Genomic DNA, 22668 nt, shown 5'->3' on the forward strand with positions numbered 1-22668 from the left:
GACCGTATGACCGAACTCCCGAACATCCTGCACATCACCGAGCGCTCCCTGTGGGAGGAGGCCCGCGCGCGGGGCGGCTACGAGATCTCCACCCGCGGCCGCACCCTCCAGGAGGAGGGCTTCATCCACTGCTCCACCCGCGACCAACTCCCGCGCATCGCCGCCTTCCTGTACGGCTCCTACGACGGGCCCGACGAGCTGGTGGTCCTGGTCGTGGACCCGGCCCGGGTCGGCGTACCGGTGAAGTGGGAGGCGCCGGAGCCGGACGGCGAGGAGTTCCCGCACGTGTACGGGCCGATCCCGGTCACGGCCGTGGTGGATGTGGAGCCGTGGCCCCGGGGGTGACGGCCGGCAGACCGCCCGTCTCCGGGTCCCGGCCGGTCAGGCAGTAGACACCGCCCGCCGGGTCGCGGAGCACGCTCCAGTGCCGGCCCTCGGCCAGGTGCACGGCACCGAGTTCCTCGTGCCGGGCCCGGGTCGCCGCGATGTCCGCGCAGGCCAGGTCGAGATGGGCGGTGGCAGGCCGTTCGTCGTCGAGCCGCTGGAGCAGGACCCGGACGGGCAGGCCGGCCGGTGGCCTCAGCACCCGGAACTCCGGCAGCGAACCGGTCAGCAGCTCCCAGCCGGTCAGCTCCGCCCAGAACGCGGTCTCCGCGTCGTACCCGGACGGCGGGATGTCGAGGCTGACCTGGTCCAGCCGGCTGCCGGCCACCACCGGTGGCCGTACCGACTCGCCGTGCCAGGTCACCGCGCAGAACAACTGCCCGGCGGGCGACCGCAGTACGGCCCACCCCTCGTGCTCGGCGACCGGCGCGGCGCCGAGTTCCCGGGCCCGCTCCACCAGGCCCGGCACGTCCTCGACGCAGAGATCCAGGTGGGCTCCGCCGGGGCCCGCCCCGACGCCCTGGAGTTTGACGCAGGCGTCCGCGCCGGCGGCGGGCAACAGGGTCGCGAACTCGTCGTGTTCACCGCGGGGTGCGGAGAGCCGGGTGCCGGTGACGGCCGTCCAGAAGTCCCGGGCGGCGGCGAGGTGCGCGGTGGGGCGGTCGGCGAAGGCGTACGTCCAGCGGATGGTCATACGGTGATCGTAAGTGCGCTACTCGGAGTCCCGAGTGGGCTACTTGGCGTCCCGGCGCTCCGTGAAACGCAGCAGGTTCCCCGCCGGATCCCGGAACGCGCAGTCCCGCACGCCCCAGTGCTGGTTCATCGGCTCCTGGATCACATCACCGCCGTACTCCCGCACCCGTTCGTACAACGCGTCGCAGTCGGTGGTGGAGAAGATGACCCCGCGCAGCATGCCCTTGGCGAGCAGTTCGGCCATGGCCTGACGGTCGGCGGGCGAGGCGTCCGGGTTGGCACCGGGCGGCTCCAGCACGATCTCCACGCCCGGCTGCTGCGGCGACCCGACGGTCACCCATCGCATCCCCTCGAACTCCACGTCGTTGTGGACCTCCAGACCGAGGACGTCACGGTAGAAGGCCAGCGCCTTGTCGTGGTCGTCGACGGCGATGAAACACTGCGCGAGTTTTACGTCCATGGGGTCAGGCTAGGAGCAAACGGGCCGCCGTGCCCGGTCAGCTCATGGCCCAGACATAGGGGTCGTGGGCCGGGGCAAGGGCCGGGTCCCGGGACCCGGAGTCCGCAGGGGTGGGAGCCGGCGATCCCGCGGCCGGCCGCAGTATCCGCCCCGGGGCGACCCGGTGGGCCGCGACGACGTCCATGACCAGGGTGTTCGCGGCGGACAACAGGGCGAGCAGGACATGGAACGGCTCCACGGTCCGGTCGCCGAACCGGTCCGCCTCCCGGGGCGCCAGCTCGAACACCGCGACGGTCTCGCCCGTCAGCGGCAGGTGGTCGCCCGGTGTCACGGTTCCCCTGCCGAGCGCGCCGATCACCCCGCCGCGCAGCGCCTCGGCGGGTGCGCCCAGCATCCGTACGGTGTCCTCCTCGTCCAGTTCGAGCAGCGCCAGCAGGACATGCCCCGGCTCCACGTACCAGTGCCTGAGCCGCCGTGCCACATCGCGGGCGGTCTCCACCACGCCCTGGGCCCGCTCACCGAACCTCTCGTACACCGCTCACCCCCGCCAGATCCTCCCGAGCCCGCCGGGTGTGCGGGTGGTCCGTCCCCAGCAGCCGCTCCCGCACCGCCACCACCTCACCGAGCAGCGCCTGCGCCTCCTCCCGGCCGCCCGTGAACGCCAGGTTCCGGGCCAGCAGATGGCGGGTCCGCAGCGTGTGCGGATGCTCCCCGCCCAGCACCCGCTCCCGGTCCGCGAGCAGCAGCCGGAGCAGGCCGGCCGCCTCCTCCCGGTGCCCCGCCTCGCCGAGGTTGACGGCGAGGAACTGCCGGGTGCGCAGGGTGTCCTCGTGGTCGGGGCCGAGCAGGCGCAGCTGGTCGGCGAGGAGCCGGCGCAGCAGGTCCGCGGCCTGAGCCGGACTGCCCGCGCCGCCCAGGCTGTGCGCGTGGGACTGGCGGCCGCGCAAGGTGTCCTCGTGTTCGGCGCCCAGGATCCTGGTCTGTTCGGCGACGGTCTTGTGGAGCTGTTCGGCGGCTCCCGCCCAGTCCCCGGCCTTGCCCTGTTCGACGGCGGCGCCGTGCCGTCGGCGCAGTTCGGGTCCCGCGGTCGCGGCGAACGCGCGGTTGACGCCGAGGGCGATGGAAGCGGCGGTGCCGGCGCCCCGGTTGAGCGGGGTGGGCAGGCCCTCGGCGGCCATGACGGCGCGCAGCCGGCGGTAGAGGTCGTCGACCGTGAACAACTCGGGGCCGCCGACCACTCCTTCGCGCAGCAGCCGTATCAACCGGCCGGAGAACGCCGTGTGTTCCTCGTCCGGGAGGGCGAGGGCGACCTGGTCGCGCTGGGCCGAGGTCAGGACATAGGTGCCCGCCACCGCCAGCTGCTCGATCCGGCCGACGGCGCCGCCGAGCGGGTCGCCGACCGCCCGGCCGGAGAAGCAGCAGTCGAGGATCACCACCTTGGTCTCGGCGGGGGAGTCGAGGACGGCGTCGCGGAGCTTGTCGTACTCCAGGGAGTTGAACTCGGGCGCCTCCCAGCGACTGTCCGGCAGGCCCAGGTACAGGGTGTGGCGGCGGCCGGCGACCAGGCCGTGACCGGCGTAGTGGACCAGGAGGAGGTCCTCGGCCCCGGCGACGGCCGAGCGCAGCCGGTCGCCGACCGTGCGCAGGTCGCCGTCGTCGAGGAGGACCGTGCAGTGGCTCTCGGGGACGAGCCCGTGGTGCGGCTCGGTGAGCAGCCCGGCGAGATCGGTGACGGTCTTCTCGACGACCGGCAGATCGGGCAGGGCCGGGTCGGAGTAGCGGCTCGCGCCGATCAGCACGACCCGGGAGCGGAGGGGGTCGGGAAGGCGCACGTCACGCCTGCGGATCCTGGTGTGGGTCCAGGGCCTGGCGCAGCAGCTCCGCCATGTCCTCGCGGCTGACCCGCTTGGCGTCGATCTCGATCGCGGGGCCGTTCTCGCGACTGACGCTGAGCTTGACGTCGCTGCGGCGCGGCTGGGTGATCCAGGCGCGCAGGCAGGAGGCGAGCACGGTGAGCGGGCCGCCCGCGCCCAGCAGGACGGACACGGTGTCCAGCGGGACGCCCAGCTGGCCCGCGGCCGGGGCGCCCCCGGTCAGCCGGACCCTGCCGGAGAGCTCGGGCTCGCCTCGGAGCCAGTCGGTCAGGGACTCGGCGTCCATGACCGGGTCGGGGCTCAGGACGCAGATGAACGCGGTTGCCACGGCTCCCCCGGATGTGTGCAAAGGCCTGGTCGTCCACACGCCTTGTCGGGCAACGGAGTTGATGATGACGCCCAGTGTACGGCCGGGGAGCGCGGAGTGACCTGGGTCGGCGCGGTGCGCACCGCTTCCCGGACGCTTCCTGGCCGGTCAGTACGGCCGGTCAGTACGGCCGGTCAGTACGGCCGGCGGCGCGGGCGGGTGAACGTGCGGGCCACGCAGGACGGGATCACCGTGCTCTCCTCGTGGTCCCGAGCCCGGTAGGCGCTCGGTGTCTCCCCGACCAGTTCGGTGAAGCGCGAACTGAAGGACCCCAGCGATGTACAGCCGACGGCCATGCACACTTCCGTCACCGTGAGGTCGCCCCTCCTGAGCAGCGCCTTGGCCCGTTCCACGCGCCGGGTCATGAGGTAGCTGTACGGCGTCTCGCCGAAGGCCTTGCGGAAGCTGCGCTGGAAGTGGCCGGGGGACATGAGGGCGGTCCGGGCGAGCTCGGTCATGTCGAGCGGCTCGGCGTACTCGCGGTCCATCCGGTCGCGGGCCCGGCGCAGCCGTCTCAGGTCCTCCAGGGTCATCCCACCAGGATGACATGCACATTGTGCACACGGACCGGGATTGTTCTTGTGCGGCCGTTTCCCTCCAGTTCTCGCGCAATTGGCGCATCCTTGTTTGCATAAAGGAATGGACCACATCACGTTCCTCGTGGCGGTCGTGATCGTCACTGCACTCGCTTTCGACTTCACCAACGGATTTCACGACACGGCGAACGCGATGGCCACGTCCATCGCGACCGGTGCGCTCAAACCGAAGACGGCTGTTCTGATCAGTGGTGTGCTGAACCTGGTAGGGGCCTTCCTCTCCACGGAGGTCGCCAAGACGATCTCCGGCGGCATTGTGAACGACGCCAAGGTGAGTCCGGCGATGATCTTCGCGGGGCTCGTGGGTGCGATTCTGTGGAACCTGGTGACCTGGCTGGTCGGACTTCCCTCCAGTTCCTCGCACGCCCTGTTCGGCGGGCTGATCGGCGCGGTGTGGGTCGGTGCCGGCTCCGGCGCGGTGAACTTCGACAAGGTCGTCGAGAAGATCATCATTCCGGCCTTCGCCTCGCCGGTCGTGGCGGGCGTCGCCGCCCTGATCGCCACCTACGCCGCCTACAAGCTCACCACCCGGGGCCGCGCGGACTCCGTGACCAAGGGCTTCCGGCTCGGGCAGATCGGCTCCGCCTCGCTGGTCTCGCTCGCCCACGGCACCAACGACGCCCAGAAGACCATGGGCATCATCACCCTGACCCTGATCTCCGTCGGCGCGCTCCCGGACGGCGCGGGACCGCCGGTCTGGGTGATCCTCTGCGCCGGTCTCGCCATCGCCCTCGGCACCTACATCGGCGGCTGGCGGATCATCCGCACCATGGGCAAGGGCCTCACCGAGATCCAGTCCCCGCAGGGCTTCGCGGCCGAGACCGCCTCCACGGCCGTCATCCTGACCTCCGCCCACATGGGCTTCGCCCTGTCCACCACGCAGGTCGCCTCCGGCTCCATCCTCGGCGCGGGCCTCGGCCGGAAGCTCGCGGAGGTCCGCTGGGGCGTCGCGGGCCGCATGGTGGCCGCCTGGCTGATCACCCTGCCGTGCGCCGCGCTGGTCGGCGGCGTCTCCGCGGCCGCGGTCAAGCACGGCGGCAACTTCGGCACGGTCGTCGTCGCGCTGGTCGGCGCCGCGCTCGCGGTGGGCATCGTCCTGCTGTCGCGCCGCAACCCGATCCACGCCGACAACGTGAACGACCACCACGAGGTCGCCATCCGCACCACGCCCCCGTCCCACGTCGACACCGCAGCCTGAGTGAGGGAGTTCCCATGACCATCGACTGGACCGCACTCGGCCAGGTCACCGCGGTGAGCATCGGAGTTACAGTCGCAGTGGTGGTCGTTTTCGCCTTCGGCGTCCTCGGCCTCGCACGCTACGAAGGAGCCAAGGAACAGGGCAGCACCGGCACCGTCGGCGCCGCCCAGGCAGGGCTGTGCTTCCTCGCCTGCGCGGCGGTGGTGGCGTACGGCATCTACCTGATCGTTCCGCAGTTCCACTGACCCCTGAAACCCCGAACCCATGAGCCGCTGAGGAGGACTGGATGACGACGCCGGACCTGCTGTCCGACCTGGCCGACCTGAAGGTCGACTACAGCGACCCGGACGACCCCGTACTCATCCGCCCGGACGGATCCCCGATCGACACCTGGCGGGAGAACTACCCGTACGCGCACCGCATGGAGCGCAAGGAGTACGAGTGGCACAAGCGGCTGCAGCAGATCGAACTGCTGAAGCTGCAGAGCTGGATCAAGGAGACGGGACGCCGGATCGTCATCGTCTTCGAGGGACGCGACGCGGCCGGCAAGGGCGGCACGATCAAGCGCTTCACGGAGCACCTGAACCCCCGTGGCGCCCGGGTCGTGGCGCTGGAGAAGCCCACGGAACGCGAGAGCGGCCAGTGGTACTTCCAGCGCTATGTGCAGTACCTCCCGACCGCCGGTGAGATCGTGATGTTCGACCGCTCCTGGTACAACCGGGCCGGCGTCGAGCGGGTCATGGGCTTCTGCTCGGACGACCAGTACCGGCGCTTCATGCGGCAGGCGCCGCTGTTCGAGCGGATGCTGGTGGACGACGGGGTGGACCTGGTGAAGTTCTGGTTCTCGGTCTCGCAGAGCGAGCAGCGGACCCGCTTCACCATCCGCCAGGTCGACCCGGTGCGGCAGTGGAAGCTCAGCCCGATGGACCTGGCCTCCCTGGACCGCTGGGACGACTACACGGCTGCGAAGGTCGCGATGTTCCGCGAGACGGACACCGAGTACGCGCCCTGGACCGTGGTCAAGAGCAACGACAAGAAGCGCGCGCGCGTCGAGGCGATGCGCAGCGTCCTCGCCCGCTTCGACTACGCCGACAAGGACGAGGAGGTCGTCGGCAGCCCCGACCCGCGGATCGTGGGCGCGGCGGCCGGCCTGCTGGAGGCCGGCGAGGACGACCACGACGACCGGCACTAGGACCTGTCCTGTCCGGCACCACACCGCGCAGGCCGCCCGGACGACCGGGCGGCCTCTGTGCTTTTCTGTTCTTTTCTGGGCCCTTCTATGCCTTTCGGAACGGACGGACCGGCGATGGACACGACTCGGCGCGATCGACGAGTATCTGCAGCATGATCAGGGCCGCCACCGAGAACGACGTCGCCGCGATCCGCGCGATGATCCGCGAACTCGCCGAGTACGAACGGGCCGTCGAGCAGGCCCGGGCCACCGAGGAGCAGCTCCGCGAGGCCCTGTTCGGCGTCCACCCGGCGGCCTACGCGCTGATCGCCGAGGACGACACCACCGGCGAGGTCGTGGGCCACGCCCTGTGGTTCCCACGCTTCTCGACCTGGACCGGAACCCGGGGCATGCACCTGGAGGACCTCTACGTACGCCCGCACGCCCGCGGCGCCGGCCACGGCAGGGCCCTGCTCGCCGCCCTCGCCGCGCTCTGTCTGCGCGACGGCTACGAGCGCTTCGAGTGGTGGGTGCTGGACTGGAACGAGCCGGCGATCGGCCTGTACGAGTCGCTCGGCGCGGAGTTCCTGGACGAGTGGCGGGTCTGCCGCCTGACCGGCGAACCGCTCAAGGCCCTGGCGGCCCAGGCTCCGGACACCGGCCCTCGGTGACCCGGAGGGCTCACGCGGCGGACGTCGGCACCGGGATGAACCGCCGGGCGTCCCGGACGTACCGGCGCACGGCGTACGCGGTGTAGGCCAGGCCCACGAACCAGCCGATGGGCACCGCCCAGATGACGCCGTCCAGCCCGAGCGGCTCCTTCAGCAGCGACGCGGAGGGGATGCGGACGACGAGGAACGACAGCATCGTGCACACCAGCGGGAAGACCGTCCGGCCGATCCCGTTCAGGAAGCCGTGGACGACCGCCATCGCCGTGTACAGAAGCAGGAACGGATACGTCATGAGGATGTAGGAGCCGACGATCCCGCGGACCGGGCCGGAGGTGGTGAAGGCGGCGGCGATGTCCTGCCGTACCAGGATGACCAGCAGGGATTCCGCCGGCGTCGCCCACAGGCAGACCCGCAGCGCCTGCAGCAGCACTCGCCGGGCCCGCTCCGGGTCCCCGGCTCCCGCGTACCGGGCGACGAAGACCGTCACCGCGCCGGACAGGTCCAGATAGAACCGCCCGGCGAGGGCCTCCAGCCGGGCGGCGATGCTGAACGCGGCGATCGCCGCCGTTCCGAACGGGGCGATCAGCGACGTCAGGACCATGGTGCCGAGCGAGAGCATGACGTGCTGGACGCCCACGGGGAAGCCGAGCCGCAGGGACGAGCCGGCCTGCCGGGCCAGCTCGGGAAGGGCGCTGCGGTAGCGATGGACCCCGTGCCGACGGGCCACGAGCACGAGGCCGGCCACGAAGGCCACCGACCCGGCCGTCACCGTCCCCAGGGCCGCTCCCCGCAGGCCCAGCCCCAGCAGGGCCACGAAGCTCCAGGCGAGAACGGTGTTGAGGAGACTGCTGGACACCATGATGTACATGACCGTGCGGGAGTCGCCGAGCCCCCGCAGAAAGCCGCCCAGCGCGCCGATGCCGAACATGCCGACGAACCCGAGGGACAGGGTGCGGAGGTAGGTCGTGGTGCCGTGGGCCACGGCACCGTGGATCCCCATCGCGTTCAGGAGGAACCCGGTGGCGGAGAAGACCAGCACGATGCACAGCGCGGCCCAGACGACGGCGAAGGCCGCCAGGCCGACGGCGGCGTCGTGCTGACGTTCCGTCTGCCCGGCCCCGGTCATCCGGGCGAACCGGATCGCGAAGCCGCTGACCAGGCCGAGGAAGACGGCGTTGACCAGGTAGAAGATCGGCTGGGCGGCGCCCACGGCAGCGAGGCCCCCGACGCCGACGTAGTGCCCGACGATGATGCTGTCGGCCAACAGGTAGGACTGCTGCACATAGTTGGCGACCGACATCGGGAGGCTGAACCCGAGTGTCGACCGCAGTTCCGTACGGCGCCGTTTCGCGTTCGCGAAGTGGCGCTCCCCTTCGCCTTCGGTCATCTGACCGAGCGTAAGCCTGTAGTGGACAACGACATCGACTTCGCGCCACCGCGCCGGCAACGGGTGCATGACACACTCGCACCCGTAGTGCCACGAAGCGGTGCCCCGCGATGCCGGCCGAGCCAATGGAGGCGGCTACATGCCAGGTCCCATCCAGTCCGTGTCCCGTGCCGCGGCAGTGCTACGGCTGCTTGCCGCAGGCGAACGCCATTTCGGTCTCACTGACACCGCCTTGTCTCTCGGTCTCCCGAAGGGCACGGTCTACGGCATTCTGCGCACGCTCCAGCGGGAGGGGCTCGTGGAGCAGGATCCGGCCTCCGGCAAGTACCGATCAGGTGCCGAGCTGGCGAGGATGGGCGGCAGCTACCTCCACCACCACGAGCTGCGTGCCCACGCTCTGGTCTGGGCCGACGACCTGGCCAGGGCCACCAGGGAGACGGTGCACGTGGGTGTGCCCCACCGGTCCGGTGTGCTGATCGTCCATCATGTCTCCCGCCCCGGCGCCGAACGGCCGGTTCCGGAGACCGGCAGAGTGATGTCCGTCGAACGGACCGCCCTGGGCATGGTTCTGGACGCGCACAGGACGGTGGCTCCCGAGGACACCTTGCGGATCGTCCGCGACCGGGGCTGGGCCTGTGCCCCCGAACCGGCATGCGCCGGCATGGTCTCCGTCGCGGCACCGGTCCGCGACAGAAGCAGAGCGACCGTCGCCGCGGTGAGCGTCACAGGAACGGCCGGGCGCGTCTGCGACGACGGCAGGGTACGCGGCTCCGTCCTCTCCGCGATCAGGTCCTGCGCCCGTGCGCTCTCCCACGGTCTGGGCGCCGACCACCCGTGAGGCACGGCAGACCCGGCGCCTGCGGCCGGGCGGAAAAGACCGCACCCGGACCGTCATGGACGCCGTTCTCGGCGGCCTGCGGGCCGGGTGCGGACCGGGAGGCCCTGCGACCGAAGTGATCGCAGGGCACAAGGTCTGATCGAGGATCAGGCCTTCTTGGTCTCCCAGAAGATCTTGTCGATCTCGGCGATGAGCTCCAGGGCCTTCTCGCCGGTCTTCGGGTCCGTGGACGCCTTGGCGGCGGACAGGGCCTTCAGGGTGTCGTTCACCAGGACGTGCAGCTGGGGGTACTTCTCGAAGTGCGGGGGCTTGAAGTAGTCGCTCCAGAGCACCGAGACGTGGTGCTTGGCGAGCTCGGCGCGCTGCTCCTTGATGACGGTGGCGCGCGCCTGGAAGTGCGGGTCGTCGTTGGCGGCCATCTTCTCCTGCACGGCCTTCACCGACTCCGCCTCGATGCGGGCCTGGGCCGGGTCGTACACGCCGCAGGGCAGGTCGCAGTGCGCGCTGACCTTGACCTTGGGGGCAAACAGGCGGGAAAGCATGGAGCATTCCTTCCTCGTGATCGTCTTCTCAGGTGGGACATTACTCCCTGGGAAGCGTGATTTCGCGAGTGCCCCCATGGGCTTAGGACAAAAGTCCAGGGTCAGACTGAGACTGGTGGAGGAACGGACCGGGGAGGTGCCGGGGATGCCGGAGCTGTCGCAGGAGACCGAGCGGGGGAGGGGTGCCGCGCCCTTCGGACTGGCCGAGGTGACCGGCCCGTCGATGGTGCCCACGCTGTACCAGGGGGATCAGCTCCTGGTGCGGTACGGGGCCCGGGTGCGGGCCGGTGACGTCGTCGTCCTGCGCCATCCGTTCCAGCAGGACCTGCTGGTCGTCAAGCGGGCCGTGGAGCCGCGCGAGGGCGGCTGGTGGGTGCTGGGGGACAACGCGTACGCGGGCGGGGACAGCACGGACTACGGGACCGTGCCGGAGGAACTGATCCTCGGGCGGGCCCTGTTCCGCTGGCGGCCGCGCGGGGCCGGTCAGCGTTCGCCGCTGGCGCTGATGCGCTGGGCGGTCTCGGCCGCGAGGCCGGTGCTGTCGTCGGACCGTTCGGGCCGCTCCGCCTCCAGGCGTTTGCGGGCCCGGTAGGCGGCCACGTTGGCCCGGGTCGCGCAGCGGTCCGAGCAGTAGCGCCGGGAGCGGTTGGTGGATGTGTCGAGGTAGGCGTTGCGGCACGGTGCTGCCTCGCACAGGCCGAGCCGGTCGACGCCGTGCTCGGTGAGGTGGAAGGCCAGGCCCATCGCCGCGATCGCCGCGTAGCCCGCGGTGGCGTTGGAGGGGTGGTCGGCCAGGTGCATGTGCCACAGCGGGCGGTCGTCCTCGTCCCGGTGGTCGTGGCCGGAGATCTGCGGGCTGACCGGGAACTCCAGCAGGAGTGAGTTCAGCAGGTCGACCGCGAGGGTCTCCTCACCCTTGTCGGCCGCCTCGAAGACCGCGCGCAGCCGGGCCCGTACCGAGCGGAAGCGCGTGACGTCGGCTTCGGTGGCGCGCCGGGCGGCCTGCTGGTTGCCGCCGAAGAGGCCGCGGACGGCCTCGACCGAGGTCAGGGAGTCCTTGCCCCGGGCCGGTTCCTCGCTGTTGACGAGACGGACGGCGTAATCCGAGTAATAGGCCAGTTCCACTTGTAGTCCTTACCGGGGCGCTCTATGGTCGGTGGTGCGGGCGGGTAACAGCCGGTCGTGCTTCCAGGGTATTACGCGACAAGCGGTGTGGAGGGGTGTCATGGCGGACGCTACGACGACCGATGCCGGTGCCGACTGGGCTGCCTGGCAGGAGAGCTGGGACCGGCAGCAGGAGTGGTACATGCCGGACCGCGAGGAACGGTTCCGGATCATGCTCGACATGGTGGAGGCGCTCGTCGGTACGGCCCCGAGGGTCCTGGACCTCGCGTGCGGCACCGGCAGCATCACCGCCCGGCTGCTCGCCCGCTTCCCGGACGCGGTCAGCACCGGCGTCGACCTCGACCCGGCCCTGCTCGCCATCGCCGAGGGCACCTTCGCGGGCGACGACCGGGTCTCGTTCGTCACCGCCGACCTCAAGGACCCGCGGTGGGCGGCGGGGCTGCCGTACGACTCGTACGACGCCGTCCTGACCGCCACGGCCCTGCACTGGCTGCACAGCGAACCCCTCGCGGTCCTCTACGGTCAGGTCGCGGGACTCGTCCGCGACGGCGGTGTCTTCATGAACGCGGACCACATGATCGACGACAGCACGCCCCGGATCAACGCGGCGGAGCGGGCGCTGCGCCATCGCCAGATGGATCAGGCCAAGGCGGCGGGCGCGCTGGACTGGGCGGAGTGGTGGCAGCTGGCGGCTCAGGACCCGGTGCTGGCCGGGCCGACGGCGCGCCGGTTCGAGATCTACGGCGAGCACGCGGACGGTGACATGCCTTCGGCGGCATGGCACGCGCGCACACTGCGGGAGAAGGGGTTCGGGGAGGCCCGCGCGGTGTGGTGCTCGCCCTCGGACACACTGTTGCTCGCGCTGAAGTAGGGGTCCACGGCGCACGAGGCGGTGCGAGAAAGCGAAGAAGGCGGTGCGAGAAATTCGTACCGCCTCTTCCGCGTCCCCAGACCCGTGTCACCGCACTGATACGGGTGAGACGGTCCGTCAACCGGTGGGCCGGGGAAGGGGGAGGGATGACGCGGGGCGCGGAAGCGCAGCTGCATGCCTTCGTCGAGGGCAGACGTACGGCTCTGTTCCGCAGCGCGTATCTGCTGTGCGGCAACCGCGACGAGGCGGAGGACCTCGTCCAGACGACGCTGGTCAGGGTCGTTCTCGGCGCCCGCAGACACGGGCGGCTGGAGAACCTCGACGCCTATGCGCGCAAGACGCTGGTCAACACCTTCATCTCGGCCCGCCGCCGCTTCTGGCGGCGTGAGCAGGCGTACGGCGAGCTGCCGGACGTGCCGGGACAGGACGTCGACAGCGACACCGGGGTGATGGTGCGGGCCGCGCTCGCCTCGTTGGCGCCCAAACAGCGGGCGGTGCTGGTGCTGCGCTACTGGGAGGACCTCAGTGTCGCCGCCACCGCCGAACTGCTCGGGATGCGGGAGAGCACGGTCAAGAGCCACACGGCCAGGGGGCTCGCGGCGCTGCGGGCCGCGGTGCGGGAGGAATTCGTATGAGCGAGAACGAGATGGTGCGGGAACTGCTCTGGAAGGCGGCGGGCACGGTACCGGTGCCGGAGAGCAGGGGGAGCGAGTCGGTCTTCGCGCGGGCCGCGCGGCTGCGGTGGCGTCGCCGGGCGGGAGTGACCGGGGTCGCCGCGGTGGCCGTGGCGACGGCGGTCGTGTTCGGCTCCGGGGTGCTGCCGGGCGGGCAGGGGCAGACTGTCCCCGCCTCGCCGACCGCTGAGCAGACGGGGTTCGGGAAACTCCTCCCGCCGGGTGTCGGGAAGGTGCGTCAGGTGTCGCTGGGGCAGCTCCTCAAGGAGACCGAGAAGCCGTTCGGGGGGAAGAAGGTCGGGCCCTACGACGGGGACTACGCCGTCTCCCGGGACGGCGGCACCGGATTCGTCTCCGTGCACACGGCGAAGCACGTGAAGAATCCCGAACCGGATCCGTGCGGCATGCCCCACGAGACGCCGCGCAAGGAACAGTGCACCCGCGAGACGGTGTCCGGCGGCGCGGTGCTGACCATCTGGCGATGGCCGGCGCAGAAGGCGGTCCAGCCGGCGTACAGCGGGCCCGAGCTGTACGCCACGCTGCTGCTGAAGAACGGCACCCTGCTGAGCGTCCGGGACTGGACGGGCTTCGCCGGGCCGGGATCGCTCGGCCCGGTGCTGGAGAACTACCCGCTCACCCGGGCGCAACTGCGTGAACTGGTGCTGAAGGACGACCTGTTGCCGTGACGGCACGCGGGACGGGGAAGGGGCGGTACGAGGATGTCGTACCGCCCCTTCCCCGTGGTGGCCCCCCGGCTACAGCACCTTGGACAGGAACGACTTCGTCCGGTCGTGCTGCGGGTTGGTCAGGACGTCGCGCGGATGGCCGGATTCGACGACCACGCCGTCGTCCATGAAGACCAGGCTGTCGCCGACCTCGCGGGCGAAGCCCATCTCGTGGGTCACGACGATCATCGTCATGCCGTCCTCGGCCAGGTCCCGCATCACGTCCAGGACCTCACCGACCAGCTCCGGGTCGAGCGCGGACGTCGGCTCGTCGAAGAGCATCAGCTTCGGCTGCATGGCGAGCGCGCGGGCGATCGCGACGCGCTGCTGCTGGCCGCCGGAGAGCTGCGCCGGATAGTGCCCGGTGCGGTCGCCGAGGCCGACCCGGTCGAGGAGGCGCTCCGCGCGCTCCCGGGCCACCGCCTTGGTCTCGCGCTTGACCTGGACCGGCGCCTCCATGACGTTCTCCAGGGCCGTCATGTGCGGGAAGAGGTTGAAGCGCTGGAACACCATGCCGATGTCCCGCCGCTGCGCCGCCACCTCCTTCTCCTTCAGCTCGTAGAGCTTGTCGCCGTGCTGGCGGTAGCCGACCAGTTGGCCGTCGACGTACAGGCGGCCGGCGCTGATCTTCTCCAGGTGGTTGATGCACCGCAGGAACGTGCTCTTGCCGGAACCGGAGGGGCCGATCAGGCAGAACACCTCGCGCGGGAGTACCTCCAGGTCGATGCCCTTGAGGATGTGCGCCAGGCCGAACGACTTGTGCACGCCCTCGGCCTTGACCATGGGGGCGCCGCTGCTGGGCGGGGTGATGTCCTTGGCGAGACCGCTCATCGGGCCACCTCCGGGCGACGGAACGAAGCCCACTGCGACAGGTTCTTCCGCAGGCGCTGCAACGGGGTCGGCGGGAGGCTGCGCGAGGAGCCGCGGGCGTAACGGCGCTCGATGTAGTACTGGACGATGCTGAAGACCGTGGTCAGCATCAGGTACCAGATGGACGCCACGAAGTACATCTCGACCACCGCGAGCGAGGTGCTGGAGATGTCCGTGGCCCGCTTGATCAGCTCGTTGAACTGGACCACGTACGCCAGCGACGAGGTCTTCAGCATGTTGATGAACTCGTTGCCGGTCGGTGGCACGATGACGCGCATCGCCTGCGGCAGGATCACCCGGCGCAGCGTCTTGCTCTGCGTCATGCCGAGTGCGTGCGAGGCCTCCGTCTGGCCCTCGTCCACCGACTGGATGCCGGCCCGGACGATCTCCGACATGTACGCGGCCTCGTTCAGGCCGAGGCCCAGCAGCGCCGCCAGGAACGGCGTCATCACCTGGTTCATCTCGTCCTTGTAGAACCCCAGGTTGAGGATGGGGAAGACGAGCGCGATGTTGTACCAGAGCAGCAGCTGGACCAGGACCGGGGTGCCCCGGAAGAACCAGACGTAGAACCAGGCCACCGTGCTGGTGACCGGGTTCGACGACATCCGCATGATCGCCAGGATCACACCCAGCACCAGGCCGAGCGCCATGGCGAGCACCGAGATGTACAGCGTGTGCCAGGCGCCCGACAGGATGGTCCCGTCGGTGATGTAGTCCGGGATGATGCTGTAGTTGATCTTCGCGTTGGAGAACGCGATGCCGATCAGCACCAGGACGGCGATGACCACAGCGGCGGCCACCCAGCGGCCGTAGTGGCGGACCGGGATGGCCTTGATCTGCTCCGGCGGCACCGACGGCGCCGGAGTCTTGTCGACCGTGTCAGTCACAGTGACAGCCCTTCATGCCTTCAGTCGTGCCCGGGCCGTTCAGGAGCCGCCGTTGATCTTCGCCTCGGTGACCGCGCCCTGCGAGACGTTCCACTTCTCCAGGATCTTCTGGTAGTCGCCGTTCTTGATGATGGCGGCCACCGCGGCCTGGATCGCGTCACGCAGCTGGGTGTTCTCCTTGCTGACCGCGATGCCGTACGGGCCGGCCTCGATCTGGTCGCCGACGACCTCGAAGTCCTTGCCGCTGCCGGAGGTCTTGGCGTTGTAGGCGGCCACCGGGAAGTCGTTCAGGTCGGCGACGGAGGCGCCCTGCTTCAGACGGAGCAGCGCCTCGGGGTCGGTGTCGAAGGTCTGCAGCGTGATGGCCTTCTTGCCGTCCTTCGTACACTTCGTGCTCTGCGCCTTGGCGATGCCCTCGGACGTGGTGCCCTTCTGCAGCGCCACGACCTGGCCGCACAGGTCGTCCAGGGACTTGACGCCCTTCGGGTTGCCCTTCTGGACGAGGATCGAGGTACCGGCGGTGAAGTAGTCGACGAAGTCGACGCCGTTGCCGACCTTCTTGCCGGTGTCGGAGTCGATGCCGTTCTGGCGGTCCTTCGTGTCGTTCATCGCCGACATGATCGCGTTGAAGCGGTTGGCCTGCAGCCCCACGATGAGCTGGTCGAACTTGCCGTTCTGGAAGTCGAACGTCACGCCCAGCTGCTTGCCCAGCGCGGCGGCGATGTCCGGGTCGACACCGACGGCCTTGCCGTTCTCCATGTACTCGACCGGCGGGTAGGCGATGTCCGAGCCCACCTTGATCACGCCGGCCTTGCGGATGTCCGCCGGCAGCTTGCTCGCCAGCGGGGCCGAGGAGGAGGCCGACGAGGAGCCGCTGCCGCTGCCCTTGTCCGTGTGGTCACCGCAGCCGGTGAGGATCAGGGTGCCTGCGACCGCGATCGCACCGAACGCGGCAACCTTGGAGCGCGAGGCGGTGGTACGACGGGTGGTGCTTGCGGTCATGGTGGGCTCCTCCGGCGATGGGTTGAACAGCCGATATACCGATATGTCTGATATGTCGATAAGCCGTTGGGTCGACGGAAACACACACCTTCGGGTGTCGCGACCTCGTGGGTTTACGGCATCCTGCCATTGGGATTGCCCCATTCAGGCGTGCGACCATGTCAAAATCGCATAACGGGTGACCCCCGAACCCCGTCAGGTCGGTCCTTCCTCGGCCCGTCGTCCCCGTACATCTGCGGGAATCTGACCTTCCGGCCGGAGGATCTTCGGTTCATCTCCGGTTCATCTCGGGATGCGGCCGACGGTACATACCGGCCATCTGCCCGCTCATCTGTCGGTTGTCTACGACATTCGTGATGTGACCTTGCACCTATTCGACTCGTCGTGGGTGCCGTCGGTCCGGTAGGAAGGTTCTTTACACCCCTCATCCGGGGCTCAGGGCGCGTGTGCGGCGCGTCCGTCGCGCAGGCGCTCGTACGTGCCACTCGTACGTATCAGTGATCGGGCCCTGCGCGGTGCCCGTCCACCCCCTCACCGGGAGTGGCCGACCCTCAAACCATGCATACCTAAGGGGTAAGACAAGTGGCAGCGGAGATCGTCAATCCTCGCAGCGACAGCGCGTCGGGCAGTTCGGACCAGGACGGCGGGGCCGAGCCCCTCGATTCCTTCGATCCGGCGTTCGCGCTGCACCGCGGCGGCAAGATGGCCGTGCAGGCCACCGTGCCGCTCCGTGACAAGGACGACCTTTCCCTCGCGTACACGCCCGGAGTCGCGCGCGTGTGCACCGCGATCGCGGAACAGCCCGACCTGGTCAACGACTACACATGGAAGTCGTCCGTCGTCGCCGTCGTCACCGACGGCACGGCCGTGCTCGGACTCGGGGACATCGGCCCCGAGGCCTCCCTCCCCGTGATGGAGGGCAAGGCGATCCTCTTCAAGCAGTTCGGCGGCGTGGACGCGGTCCCGATCGCCCTGGCCTGCACCGGCGTCGACGAGATCGTGGAGACCGTCGTCCGGCTCGCCCCCTCCTTCGGCGGGGTCAACCTGGAGGACATCTCGGCACCGCGGTGCTTCGAGATCGAGCGCAAGCTCCAGGAGCGGCTCGACATCCCGGTCTTCCACGACGACCAGCACGGTACGGCCGTGGTGACGCTGGCGGCGCTGCGGAACGCCGCGCGGCTCAGCCGACGCGAGATCGGTCAGCTGCGGGCGGTGATCTCGGGCGCCGGTGCGGCCGGGGTCGCCATCGCCAAGATGCTGGTCGAGGCCGGCATCGGGGATGTCGCCCTCGCCGACCGCAAGGGCATCATCTCGGCCGACCGCGACGACCTCACCGAGGTCAAGCGCCAGGTCGCCGGGTTCACCAACAAGGCCGGGCTCAAGGGCACCCTTGAGGACGCGCTGGCCGGCGCGGACGTCTTCATCGGCGTCTCCGGCGGTACGGTCGCGGAGGAGGCCGTCGCCTCCATGGCGGAGGGGTCCTTCGTCTTCGCCATGGCCAACCCGAACCCCGAGGTGCACCCCGACGTCGCCCACAAGTACGCGGCGGTCGTGGCCACCGGGCGGTCGGACTTCCCGAACCAGATCAACAACGTGCTGGCGTTCCCCGGCATCTTCGCCGGTGCCCTCCAGGTGCGGGCCTCCCGGATCACCGAGGGGATGAAGATCGCGGCGGCGGAGGCGCTGGCGGCGGTCGTCGGCGACGATCTGGCCGCCGACTACGTCATCCCGTCTCCTTTCGATGAGCGGGTCGCTCCTGCCGTGACCGCGGCGGTGGCCGCGGCCGCGCGGGCCGAGGGTGTCGCCCGGCGCTAGCCCTTATGGCCCCGTCCTGCTTGGGCGGGGCCATTTCTTTGCCCGCCCACCCGATCGGGTGCTTACGAGGTCGTCGTTGTGCTGGGGGCTGCCGCCCCCAGACCCCCGCGTTGGGGTTGGCAGGGCCGTTGTCTGGTGCCGGTGGGTGGGGGCTGGGCGCGCAGTTCCTCCCCCAGCCTTCGGCCGGGGGTACCCCCAGCGCCCCTTACGGGGCGCGTTGTGCGCAAGAGGGTATGTGTCACAGCGGTCCCCGGTTTCGCGCTCGGCCGCGAAAACCTATCGTCGGCTTCATGTTCGCCGTCTACGCCGCCCGAATCGACCGCGACCAGCCGCTCTCCGGACTTGAGTTGGGGGACCGTCCCGCCCCCGCCGCCCGGCCCGGCTGGAGTACCGTCGACGTCCGCGCCGCCTCCCTCAACCATCACGACCTCTGGTCCCTGCGCGGGGTCGGCCTCCCGGAGGGCCGGCTGCCGATGATCCTCGGCTGTGACGCCGCCGGCGTCGACGCGGACGGCAACGAGGTCGTCCTGCACTCCGTGATCGGGCAGAGCGGTCACGGGGTCGGGCCGGACGAGCCCCGCTCCATCCTCACCGAGCGCTACCAGGGCACCTTCGCCGAGCAGGTCGCCGTACCCACCTGGAACATCCTGCCCAAGCCCAGGGAGCTCTCCTTCGCGGAGGCCGCCTGTCTGCCCACCGCCTGGCTGACGGCGTACCGGATGCTCTTCACCAACGCGGGTGTACGCCCCGGCGACTCGGTCCTCGTGCAGGGCGCCGGCGGCGGTGTCGCCACGGCCGCGATCGTGCTCGGCAAGGCCGCGGGGCTGCGGGTCTTCGCCACCAGCCGAGACGAGGCGAAGCGCAAGCGGGCCCTGGAACTGGGCGCCGTCGAGGCCGTGGAGCCGGGGGCCCGGCTGCCGCAGCGCGTGGACGCCGTCATCGAGACCGTCGGTGCCGCCACCTGGTCCCACTCGGTGAAGTCGCTGCGGCCCGGCGGCACCATCGTCATCTCGGGCGCCACCAGCGGCGACCGCCCCTCGCACGCCGAGCTGACCCGGATCTTCTTCCTCGAACTGAAGGTGGTCGGCTCGACGATGGGCACCAAGGACGAGCTGGAGGACCTGCTCTCCTTCTGCGCCGCCACCGGCGTACGCCCCGTCATCGACGAACTGCTCCCGCTCGACCGCGCTCGCGAGGGCTTCGAGCGGCTGGAGTCCGGCGACCAGTTCGGGAAGATCGTGCTGACGAATTCCTGAACGGGGGCGGGCCCGCGCTACGCGGTCGGGCCCGCCTTCGTCCACCGGCGCTCAGGGTTTCGGGCCGCGCAGCAGCGCTCCGATGTGGGCCGCCGCCGTCGACAGATGGCCGCGGGCGTCACGGAGCTGGTCCGCCGTCACCCCGTGGTCGCGGGCCGCGTCGCGGATGTCGTCGCGGAAGCGGTCCAGGAGCCGGTCGAGGTCACGGGCCGGGTCACCGGTGCCGGTCTCGTCGCCGTGCGCCCACGCCGGGGCGTACTGCGCCGGGAAGTCCTCCGGGGTGCCCGAGTACTCCGGCGCCGGTGCCGACTTGCGCAGGTCCGGGCCGGTTCCGGGCTCCGGCTCGGTACGGCCGCCGAAGCCGAAGTCCTTGCCGAACTCCTTGCCGTAGTCCTTCCCGAACTCGCCGAACTCCTTGGCGAGTTCGGCGAGACCCTCGCGGACCCCCGTCGGCCAGTCGCCACGCGTGAAGTGGTCCTGGACGTGCTCCTGCACCCGGCGGCCGATGCGCTGCATCTCCTCCTGGGCCTGGGCCCGCGCCCGGGCCTGGGCCTCCTGGGCCTGCCGGCGGGCCCGCTGGGCCTCGTCACGCGCCCGGCGGCTCTCGTCCTTGGCGCGGCGGGCCTGCTCCTTCCACTCCTGCTTGACCCGGCGCATCTCCTCCTTGGCGGCCCGCCACGACTCCTTGTCACCGAGGTCGCCGTACTCCCCGGCCCCGGCCCCCGCGCCGCCGTGCCGGGCCTCGGAGGCGGCCGCGCGCACCTCGCGGCGCAGATCGCCGGCCGCGCCGCGCACGTCGGCCCTTATCTCGGCGGCCAGTTCGGCGACCGACTCGCGGATCTCCAGCTCCAGGTCGGCCAGCTCGCCGCTGCGGTCCGCCAGCTCGGCGCGGCCGGCGTCCGTGATGGCGTACACCTTGCGGCCGCCCTCGGTGGTGTGCGTGACCAGGCCCTCGGCCTCCAGCTTGGCGAGGCGGGGGTAGACGGTGCCCGCCGACGGGGCGTACAGGCCCTGGAAGCGCTCTTCGAGGAGGCGGATCACCTCGTAGCCGTGGCGCGGGGCCTCGTCCAGCAGCTTGAGCAGGTAGAGGCGGAGGCGGCCATGGGCGAAGACGGGAGGCATGTCAGAGCACCTTCTTGTCGGTCGTGCCGTCGGCCGGGGCAGCGGCGTCGGCATTGTCTCCCGGCTCGCTGTGCGGCCCGGCGCCGGTGGGCGGCTCGGCCTCCCAGGCCGCCCTCTCGTCGTCGTCCTCCTTGGGCGGGCGGCGCAGCAGGGCGATGGAGCCGGAGACCGTGGTGGCGCGGAGCTTTCCGGTGCCCGCGCCGAGGCGGCCGGTGATCTTGTGGGCGCCCCACTGGCCGTGCACCCGCAGTCCGTCGAAGGCGTTGGAGATGGTGCCGCTCGCGGTGTTGGCCTCGACCTCGGCGTCGGCCGGGTGCGGAAGCCGGATGGCGATCTCGCCGGAGACGCTGGTCAGCCTGACGTCGGTCGGGCCGTCCGGGTCCAGGTCGATGATCATGGAGCCGCTGACCGAGTCGGCGCGGACGGCGGGGCCCGAGCCCTCGACGACGGTCAGGTCGCCGGACACGGAGTTGAACCGCAGGTCGCCGGTGACGGCCTGGGCCTCCAGGTTCCCCGACACGGTGTCCGCGCGGACCTCGCCGGAGAGGCCGACCAGGGTGGTGTCGCCGGTGACGCCCCTGACCACCGAGGTGCCGCTGATCCCGGAGACGACCGCGGCGGCGCCGACCACGCCGACCTCCACGCGGGTGTCCGCCGGGACGGCGAGCGAGACGACCGCGTGGCGCCGCCAGCCCTTGCGGTCGAGCCACTTGAGGAAGCCCTTCCAGGGCAGGTCCTCGTAGGCCACCGTGAGGGTGTTGCCCTCATGCGTGACGATCAGGGGCGGGCCCTCGATCTCGGAGACTTCCAGGCGGGCGGAACCCTCGTCCGTGCCCACGACGTTGACTGTTCCGTTGACGATGCGGACGTGCAGATCGCTCACGGGGGTATCGAAGTCGAGCTTGCTGGGCTTGGCGACGGACCACTCGGACTTGGACATGGTGCGGACCTCCCTCGGCCGGGCACTACGGCTGACAAGGACGCGCATGCACGGCTCGCGCCATATCGCGTCTTCCGTGAAACACGATATATCGTGGCTGTGGGAAGTCAAGACACCCTTTCGCGTGATGGGTTGGATCCGAGGTTGACCTCGGGCGGGCTTGGCGGGGTGTATGCAAGAGGGCATGTAGAGGGCATGTAGAGGGCATGTAGAGGCGTGCAGGGATGCATATCGGGCGGTAGGCGGATGAATTGCTTAGCGTGTGTTCATGCCGCCGGACGAATCGAAGGCCGCCTCCCGGCCTGCCTCCGCGCCCGCCCCCGGGGCGCTGCTGCTGTGCCGGGCCGCCCCCGACGCCGTCGCCCCGCTCGCCCCTCTGCTGCGGGAACGGATGCTGCTGACCAGGGCCGGCGAGTGGAGCGTCCTGGTCCCCGAGGGCGCACCGTGGCTGCGCGGGGGTGAGCCCGTCGACCGCGTCCTCACCGGCTGGGCCGCCGCGCTCGCGGTGGGTTCCGCGTGGCCCGTGCTCGCGCTGTGGTGGGACGCCGACCGGGCCGGCTGCGTCCTCGCGTCCGGCTTCCGCCGCCCGGTCGGCTGTGCGTGGCTCGCCGACGGCACGCCGGCGGGGCAGAGCGAGGCGATGCACGCGTTCGCGGCGCGGCTGGGGCTGGACCCCGTGCTGGACGGGCAGCTCCTCGACAGGCTGACCGCGCGGGATCCGGCGGCCGACGCCCGCGCGCGCCTGCGGGGGCTGATCGCGGTCCTCACGCACGCGGGGGTGGAACTCCCGGAGGGGTTCGCGCCGGGTGAGCCCGGCGACCGTCTCCGCGAGGTGGCCGGCGCCGGGGCCGACGTGAGGCATGTCGGGGGCGTCGGGTGTATCCGGGGTGTCGCGGTGGCGGGAGGGATGCCGAGGGCTCATCGGCTGGCCCTGGCCGAGGTGGCCGTGGGGGTGCCGGTCGCGGCGTGGGGGGTGCGGCGGCGCAGTGCGGGGTGGGCTGCGGTGGGGATGGTGCTCATGGCGCACGGAGGGCTGGAGCTGTCGTACGAGACCGTGTTTCCGCGTGATTGATCGGGCGGGTGCACGTCGTACTTCGGCTGCGGGCCGTCCGTGGTCGCCCGCGCAGTTCCTCCCCCAGCCTTCGGCCGGGGGACCCCCAGCGCCCCTTGCGGGGCGCTCTCCCCTCCCGGTGCGGCGGA

The 22668-nt window shown here is 70.7% G+C and carries 27 protein-coding genes; 13 read left to right on the top strand and 14 right to left on the bottom strand.

Translation table 11 applies throughout. The annotated features are described in order from the left end of the window. The first annotated feature begins 6 nt into the window (after positions 1-6). Positions 7-345, top strand: coding sequence for a DUF952 domain-containing protein (locus ACIRR9_RS28805; protein ID WP_365350578.1), 339 nt, complete (start codon positions 7-9; stop codon positions 343-345). Here ACIRR9_RS28805 and ACIRR9_RS28810 read toward each other — a convergent pair. From ACIRR9_RS28810 to ACIRR9_RS28835, 6 genes are all read right to left on the bottom strand, one after another. Next, positions 305-1078 (bottom strand): VOC family protein, encoded by a 774-nt coding sequence (locus ACIRR9_RS28810; protein ID WP_403757525.1) that lies wholly within the window; start codon positions 1076-1078, stop codon positions 305-307. The two genes, ACIRR9_RS28805 and ACIRR9_RS28810, sit on opposite strands and share 41 nt — an antisense overlap. A 39-nt stretch (positions 1079-1117) precedes the next feature. Beyond that, the gene (locus ACIRR9_RS28815) at positions 1118-1537 is read right to left on the bottom strand and encodes a VOC family protein (protein WP_403757528.1); all 420 of its coding nucleotides are present in this window, start codon (positions 1535-1537) and stop codon (positions 1118-1120) included. 37 nt (positions 1538-1574) lie between these two features. Continuing rightward, on the bottom strand, positions 1575-2072 hold the full coding sequence (locus tag ACIRR9_RS28820; protein ID WP_403757530.1) for a Clp protease N-terminal domain-containing protein: 498 nt from the start codon (positions 2070-2072) through the stop codon (positions 1575-1577). Continuing rightward, on the bottom strand, positions 2053-3369 hold the full coding sequence (locus ACIRR9_RS28825; RefSeq protein ID WP_403757533.1) for a tetratricopeptide repeat protein: 1317 nt from the start codon (positions 3367-3369) through the stop codon (positions 2053-2055). Before ACIRR9_RS28825 ends, ACIRR9_RS28820 begins: the two co-directional genes overlap by 20 nt. A gap of 1 nt (position 3370) precedes the next feature. After that, the gene (locus ACIRR9_RS28830; RefSeq protein WP_403757535.1) at positions 3371-3739 is read right to left on the bottom strand and encodes a hypothetical protein; all 369 of its coding nucleotides are present in this window, start codon (positions 3737-3739) and stop codon (positions 3371-3373) included. A gap of 173 nt (positions 3740-3912) precedes the next feature. Further along, positions 3913-4311, bottom strand: a complete 399-nt coding sequence (locus ACIRR9_RS28835) for a helix-turn-helix transcriptional regulator (protein WP_362725594.1) — start codon at positions 4309-4311, stop codon at positions 3913-3915. A 106-nt stretch (positions 4312-4417) separates the two neighbouring features. Here ACIRR9_RS28835 and ACIRR9_RS28840 point away from each other — a divergent pair, with 106 nt between their 5' ends. From ACIRR9_RS28840 to ACIRR9_RS28855, 4 genes are all read left to right on the top strand, one after another. Next, complete coding sequence (locus ACIRR9_RS28840; RefSeq protein WP_403757538.1) at positions 4418-5572, top strand: anion permease; 1155 nt, start codon at positions 4418-4420, stop codon at positions 5570-5572. 14 nt (positions 5573-5586) lie between these two features. Continuing rightward, a complete protein-coding gene (locus tag ACIRR9_RS28845) occupies positions 5587-5817 on the top strand; it encodes a hypothetical protein (RefSeq protein ID WP_365350591.1) in 231 nt (76 codons plus the stop codon). 41 nt (positions 5818-5858) lie between these two features. Then, a complete protein-coding gene (gene ppk2, locus ACIRR9_RS28850) occupies positions 5859-6764 on the top strand; it encodes a polyphosphate kinase 2 (RefSeq protein ID WP_403757541.1) in 906 nt (301 codons plus the stop codon). A gap of 152 nt (positions 6765-6916) precedes the next feature. Beyond that, a complete protein-coding gene (locus ACIRR9_RS28855; protein ID WP_403757544.1) occupies positions 6917-7414 on the top strand; it encodes a GNAT family N-acetyltransferase in 498 nt (165 codons plus the stop codon). Positions 7415-7424: 10 nt separating this feature from the next. Here the strand turns inward: ACIRR9_RS28855 and ACIRR9_RS28860 are convergent, their stop codons facing one another. Continuing rightward, positions 7425-8801, bottom strand: coding sequence for an MATE family efflux transporter (locus ACIRR9_RS28860; RefSeq protein WP_403757547.1), 1377 nt, complete (start codon positions 8799-8801; stop codon positions 7425-7427). Positions 8802-8940: 139 nt separating this feature from the next. Here ACIRR9_RS28860 and ACIRR9_RS28865 point away from each other — a divergent pair, with 139 nt between their 5' ends. Then, positions 8941-9639, top strand: coding sequence for an IclR family transcriptional regulator (locus tag ACIRR9_RS28865; protein WP_403757550.1), 699 nt, complete (start codon positions 8941-8943; stop codon positions 9637-9639). Positions 9640-9785: 146 nt separating this feature from the next. On the opposite strand, the gene sodN is transcribed toward ACIRR9_RS28865, so the two are convergent. Next, positions 9786-10181 (bottom strand): superoxide dismutase, Ni, encoded by a 396-nt coding sequence (gene sodN / locus ACIRR9_RS28870; RefSeq protein ID WP_055634112.1) that lies wholly within the window; start codon positions 10179-10181, stop codon positions 9786-9788. A gap of 145 nt (positions 10182-10326) precedes the next feature. On the opposite strand from sodN, the gene sodX reads away from it, so the two are divergent. Beyond that, the gene (gene sodX / locus ACIRR9_RS28875) at positions 10327-10773 is read left to right on the top strand and encodes a nickel-type superoxide dismutase maturation protease (protein ID WP_403757937.1); all 447 of its coding nucleotides are present in this window, start codon (positions 10327-10329) and stop codon (positions 10771-10773) included. Here sodX and ACIRR9_RS28880 read toward each other — a convergent pair. Next, positions 10665-11306 carry a CGNR zinc finger domain-containing protein gene (locus tag ACIRR9_RS28880; RefSeq protein ID WP_403757553.1) on the bottom strand — a complete coding sequence of 214 codons (642 nt, stop codon included), beginning with the start codon at positions 11304-11306 and terminating at the stop codon, positions 10665-10667. The genes sodX and ACIRR9_RS28880 overlap by 109 nt on opposite strands. Before the next feature lie 100 nt (positions 11307-11406). Here ACIRR9_RS28880 and ACIRR9_RS28885 point away from each other — a divergent pair, with 100 nt between their 5' ends. The 3 genes from ACIRR9_RS28885 to ACIRR9_RS28895 all read left to right on the top strand — a co-directional run bounded on the left by ACIRR9_RS28885 (position 11407) and on the right by ACIRR9_RS28895 (position 13537). After that, positions 11407-12177 carry a class I SAM-dependent methyltransferase gene (locus tag ACIRR9_RS28885; RefSeq protein WP_403251016.1) on the top strand — a complete coding sequence of 257 codons (771 nt, stop codon included), beginning with the start codon at positions 11407-11409 and terminating at the stop codon, positions 12175-12177. Positions 12178-12323: 146 nt separating this feature from the next. Further along, a complete protein-coding gene (locus ACIRR9_RS28890) occupies positions 12324-12812 on the top strand; it encodes a SigE family RNA polymerase sigma factor (RefSeq protein ID WP_365353053.1) in 489 nt (162 codons plus the stop codon). Next, positions 12809-13537 (top strand): hypothetical protein, encoded by a 729-nt coding sequence (locus ACIRR9_RS28895; protein ID WP_403757556.1) that lies wholly within the window; start codon positions 12809-12811, stop codon positions 13535-13537. The genes ACIRR9_RS28890 and ACIRR9_RS28895 overlap by 4 nt, the downstream gene beginning before the upstream one ends. 69 nt (positions 13538-13606) lie before the next feature. Here ACIRR9_RS28895 and ACIRR9_RS28900 read toward each other — a convergent pair whose 3' ends face one another. From ACIRR9_RS28900 to ACIRR9_RS28910, 3 genes are read right to left on the bottom strand one after another with little or no spacing between them, the layout of a single operon-like run. After that, positions 13607-14407 carry an amino acid ABC transporter ATP-binding protein gene (locus ACIRR9_RS28900; protein WP_123974209.1) on the bottom strand — a complete coding sequence of 267 codons (801 nt, stop codon included), beginning with the start codon at positions 14405-14407 and terminating at the stop codon, positions 13607-13609. Beyond that, the gene (locus ACIRR9_RS28905) at positions 14404-15333 is read right to left on the bottom strand and encodes an amino acid ABC transporter permease (protein WP_403757559.1); all 930 of its coding nucleotides are present in this window, start codon (positions 15331-15333) and stop codon (positions 14404-14406) included. Before ACIRR9_RS28905 ends, ACIRR9_RS28900 begins: the two co-directional genes overlap by 4 nt. 39 nt (positions 15334-15372) lie before the next feature. Beyond that, positions 15373-16335, bottom strand: coding sequence for an ABC transporter substrate-binding protein (locus tag ACIRR9_RS28910; RefSeq protein WP_365353060.1), 963 nt, complete (start codon positions 16333-16335; stop codon positions 15373-15375). 582 nt (positions 16336-16917) lie between these two features. On the opposite strand from ACIRR9_RS28910, the gene ACIRR9_RS28915 reads away from it, so the two are divergent. Then, a complete protein-coding gene (locus tag ACIRR9_RS28915; RefSeq protein WP_365353061.1) occupies positions 16918-18150 on the top strand; it encodes an NADP-dependent malic enzyme in 1233 nt (410 codons plus the stop codon). A 290-nt stretch (positions 18151-18440) separates the two neighbouring features. Continuing rightward, the gene (locus ACIRR9_RS28920; protein ID WP_365350912.1) at positions 18441-19406 is read left to right on the top strand and encodes a zinc-binding dehydrogenase; all 966 of its coding nucleotides are present in this window, start codon (positions 18441-18443) and stop codon (positions 19404-19406) included. Positions 19407-19457: 51 nt separating this feature from the next. Here the strand turns inward: ACIRR9_RS28920 and ACIRR9_RS28925 are convergent, their stop codons facing one another. Further along, positions 19458-20528, bottom strand: a complete 1071-nt coding sequence (locus tag ACIRR9_RS28925) for a PadR family transcriptional regulator (protein WP_403757563.1) — start codon at positions 20526-20528, stop codon at positions 19458-19460. A gap of 1 nt (position 20529) precedes the next feature. Further along, positions 20530-21468, bottom strand: coding sequence for a DUF4097 family beta strand repeat-containing protein (locus ACIRR9_RS28930; RefSeq protein WP_365350914.1), 939 nt, complete (start codon positions 21466-21468; stop codon positions 20530-20532). Between the two features lie 268 nt (positions 21469-21736). Between ACIRR9_RS28930 and ACIRR9_RS28935 the strand changes: the two genes are divergently transcribed. After that, positions 21737-22540, top strand: a complete 804-nt coding sequence (locus tag ACIRR9_RS28935; RefSeq protein WP_403757566.1) for a hypothetical protein — start codon at positions 21737-21739, stop codon at positions 22538-22540. Positions 22541-22668 lie beyond the last annotated feature (128 nt).

Origin of the sequence: Streptomyces sp. NPDC101234, assembly GCF_044767525.1 — a bacterium.
GTDB lineage: Bacteria > Actinomycetota > Actinomycetes > Streptomycetales > Streptomycetaceae > Streptomyces > Streptomyces sasae.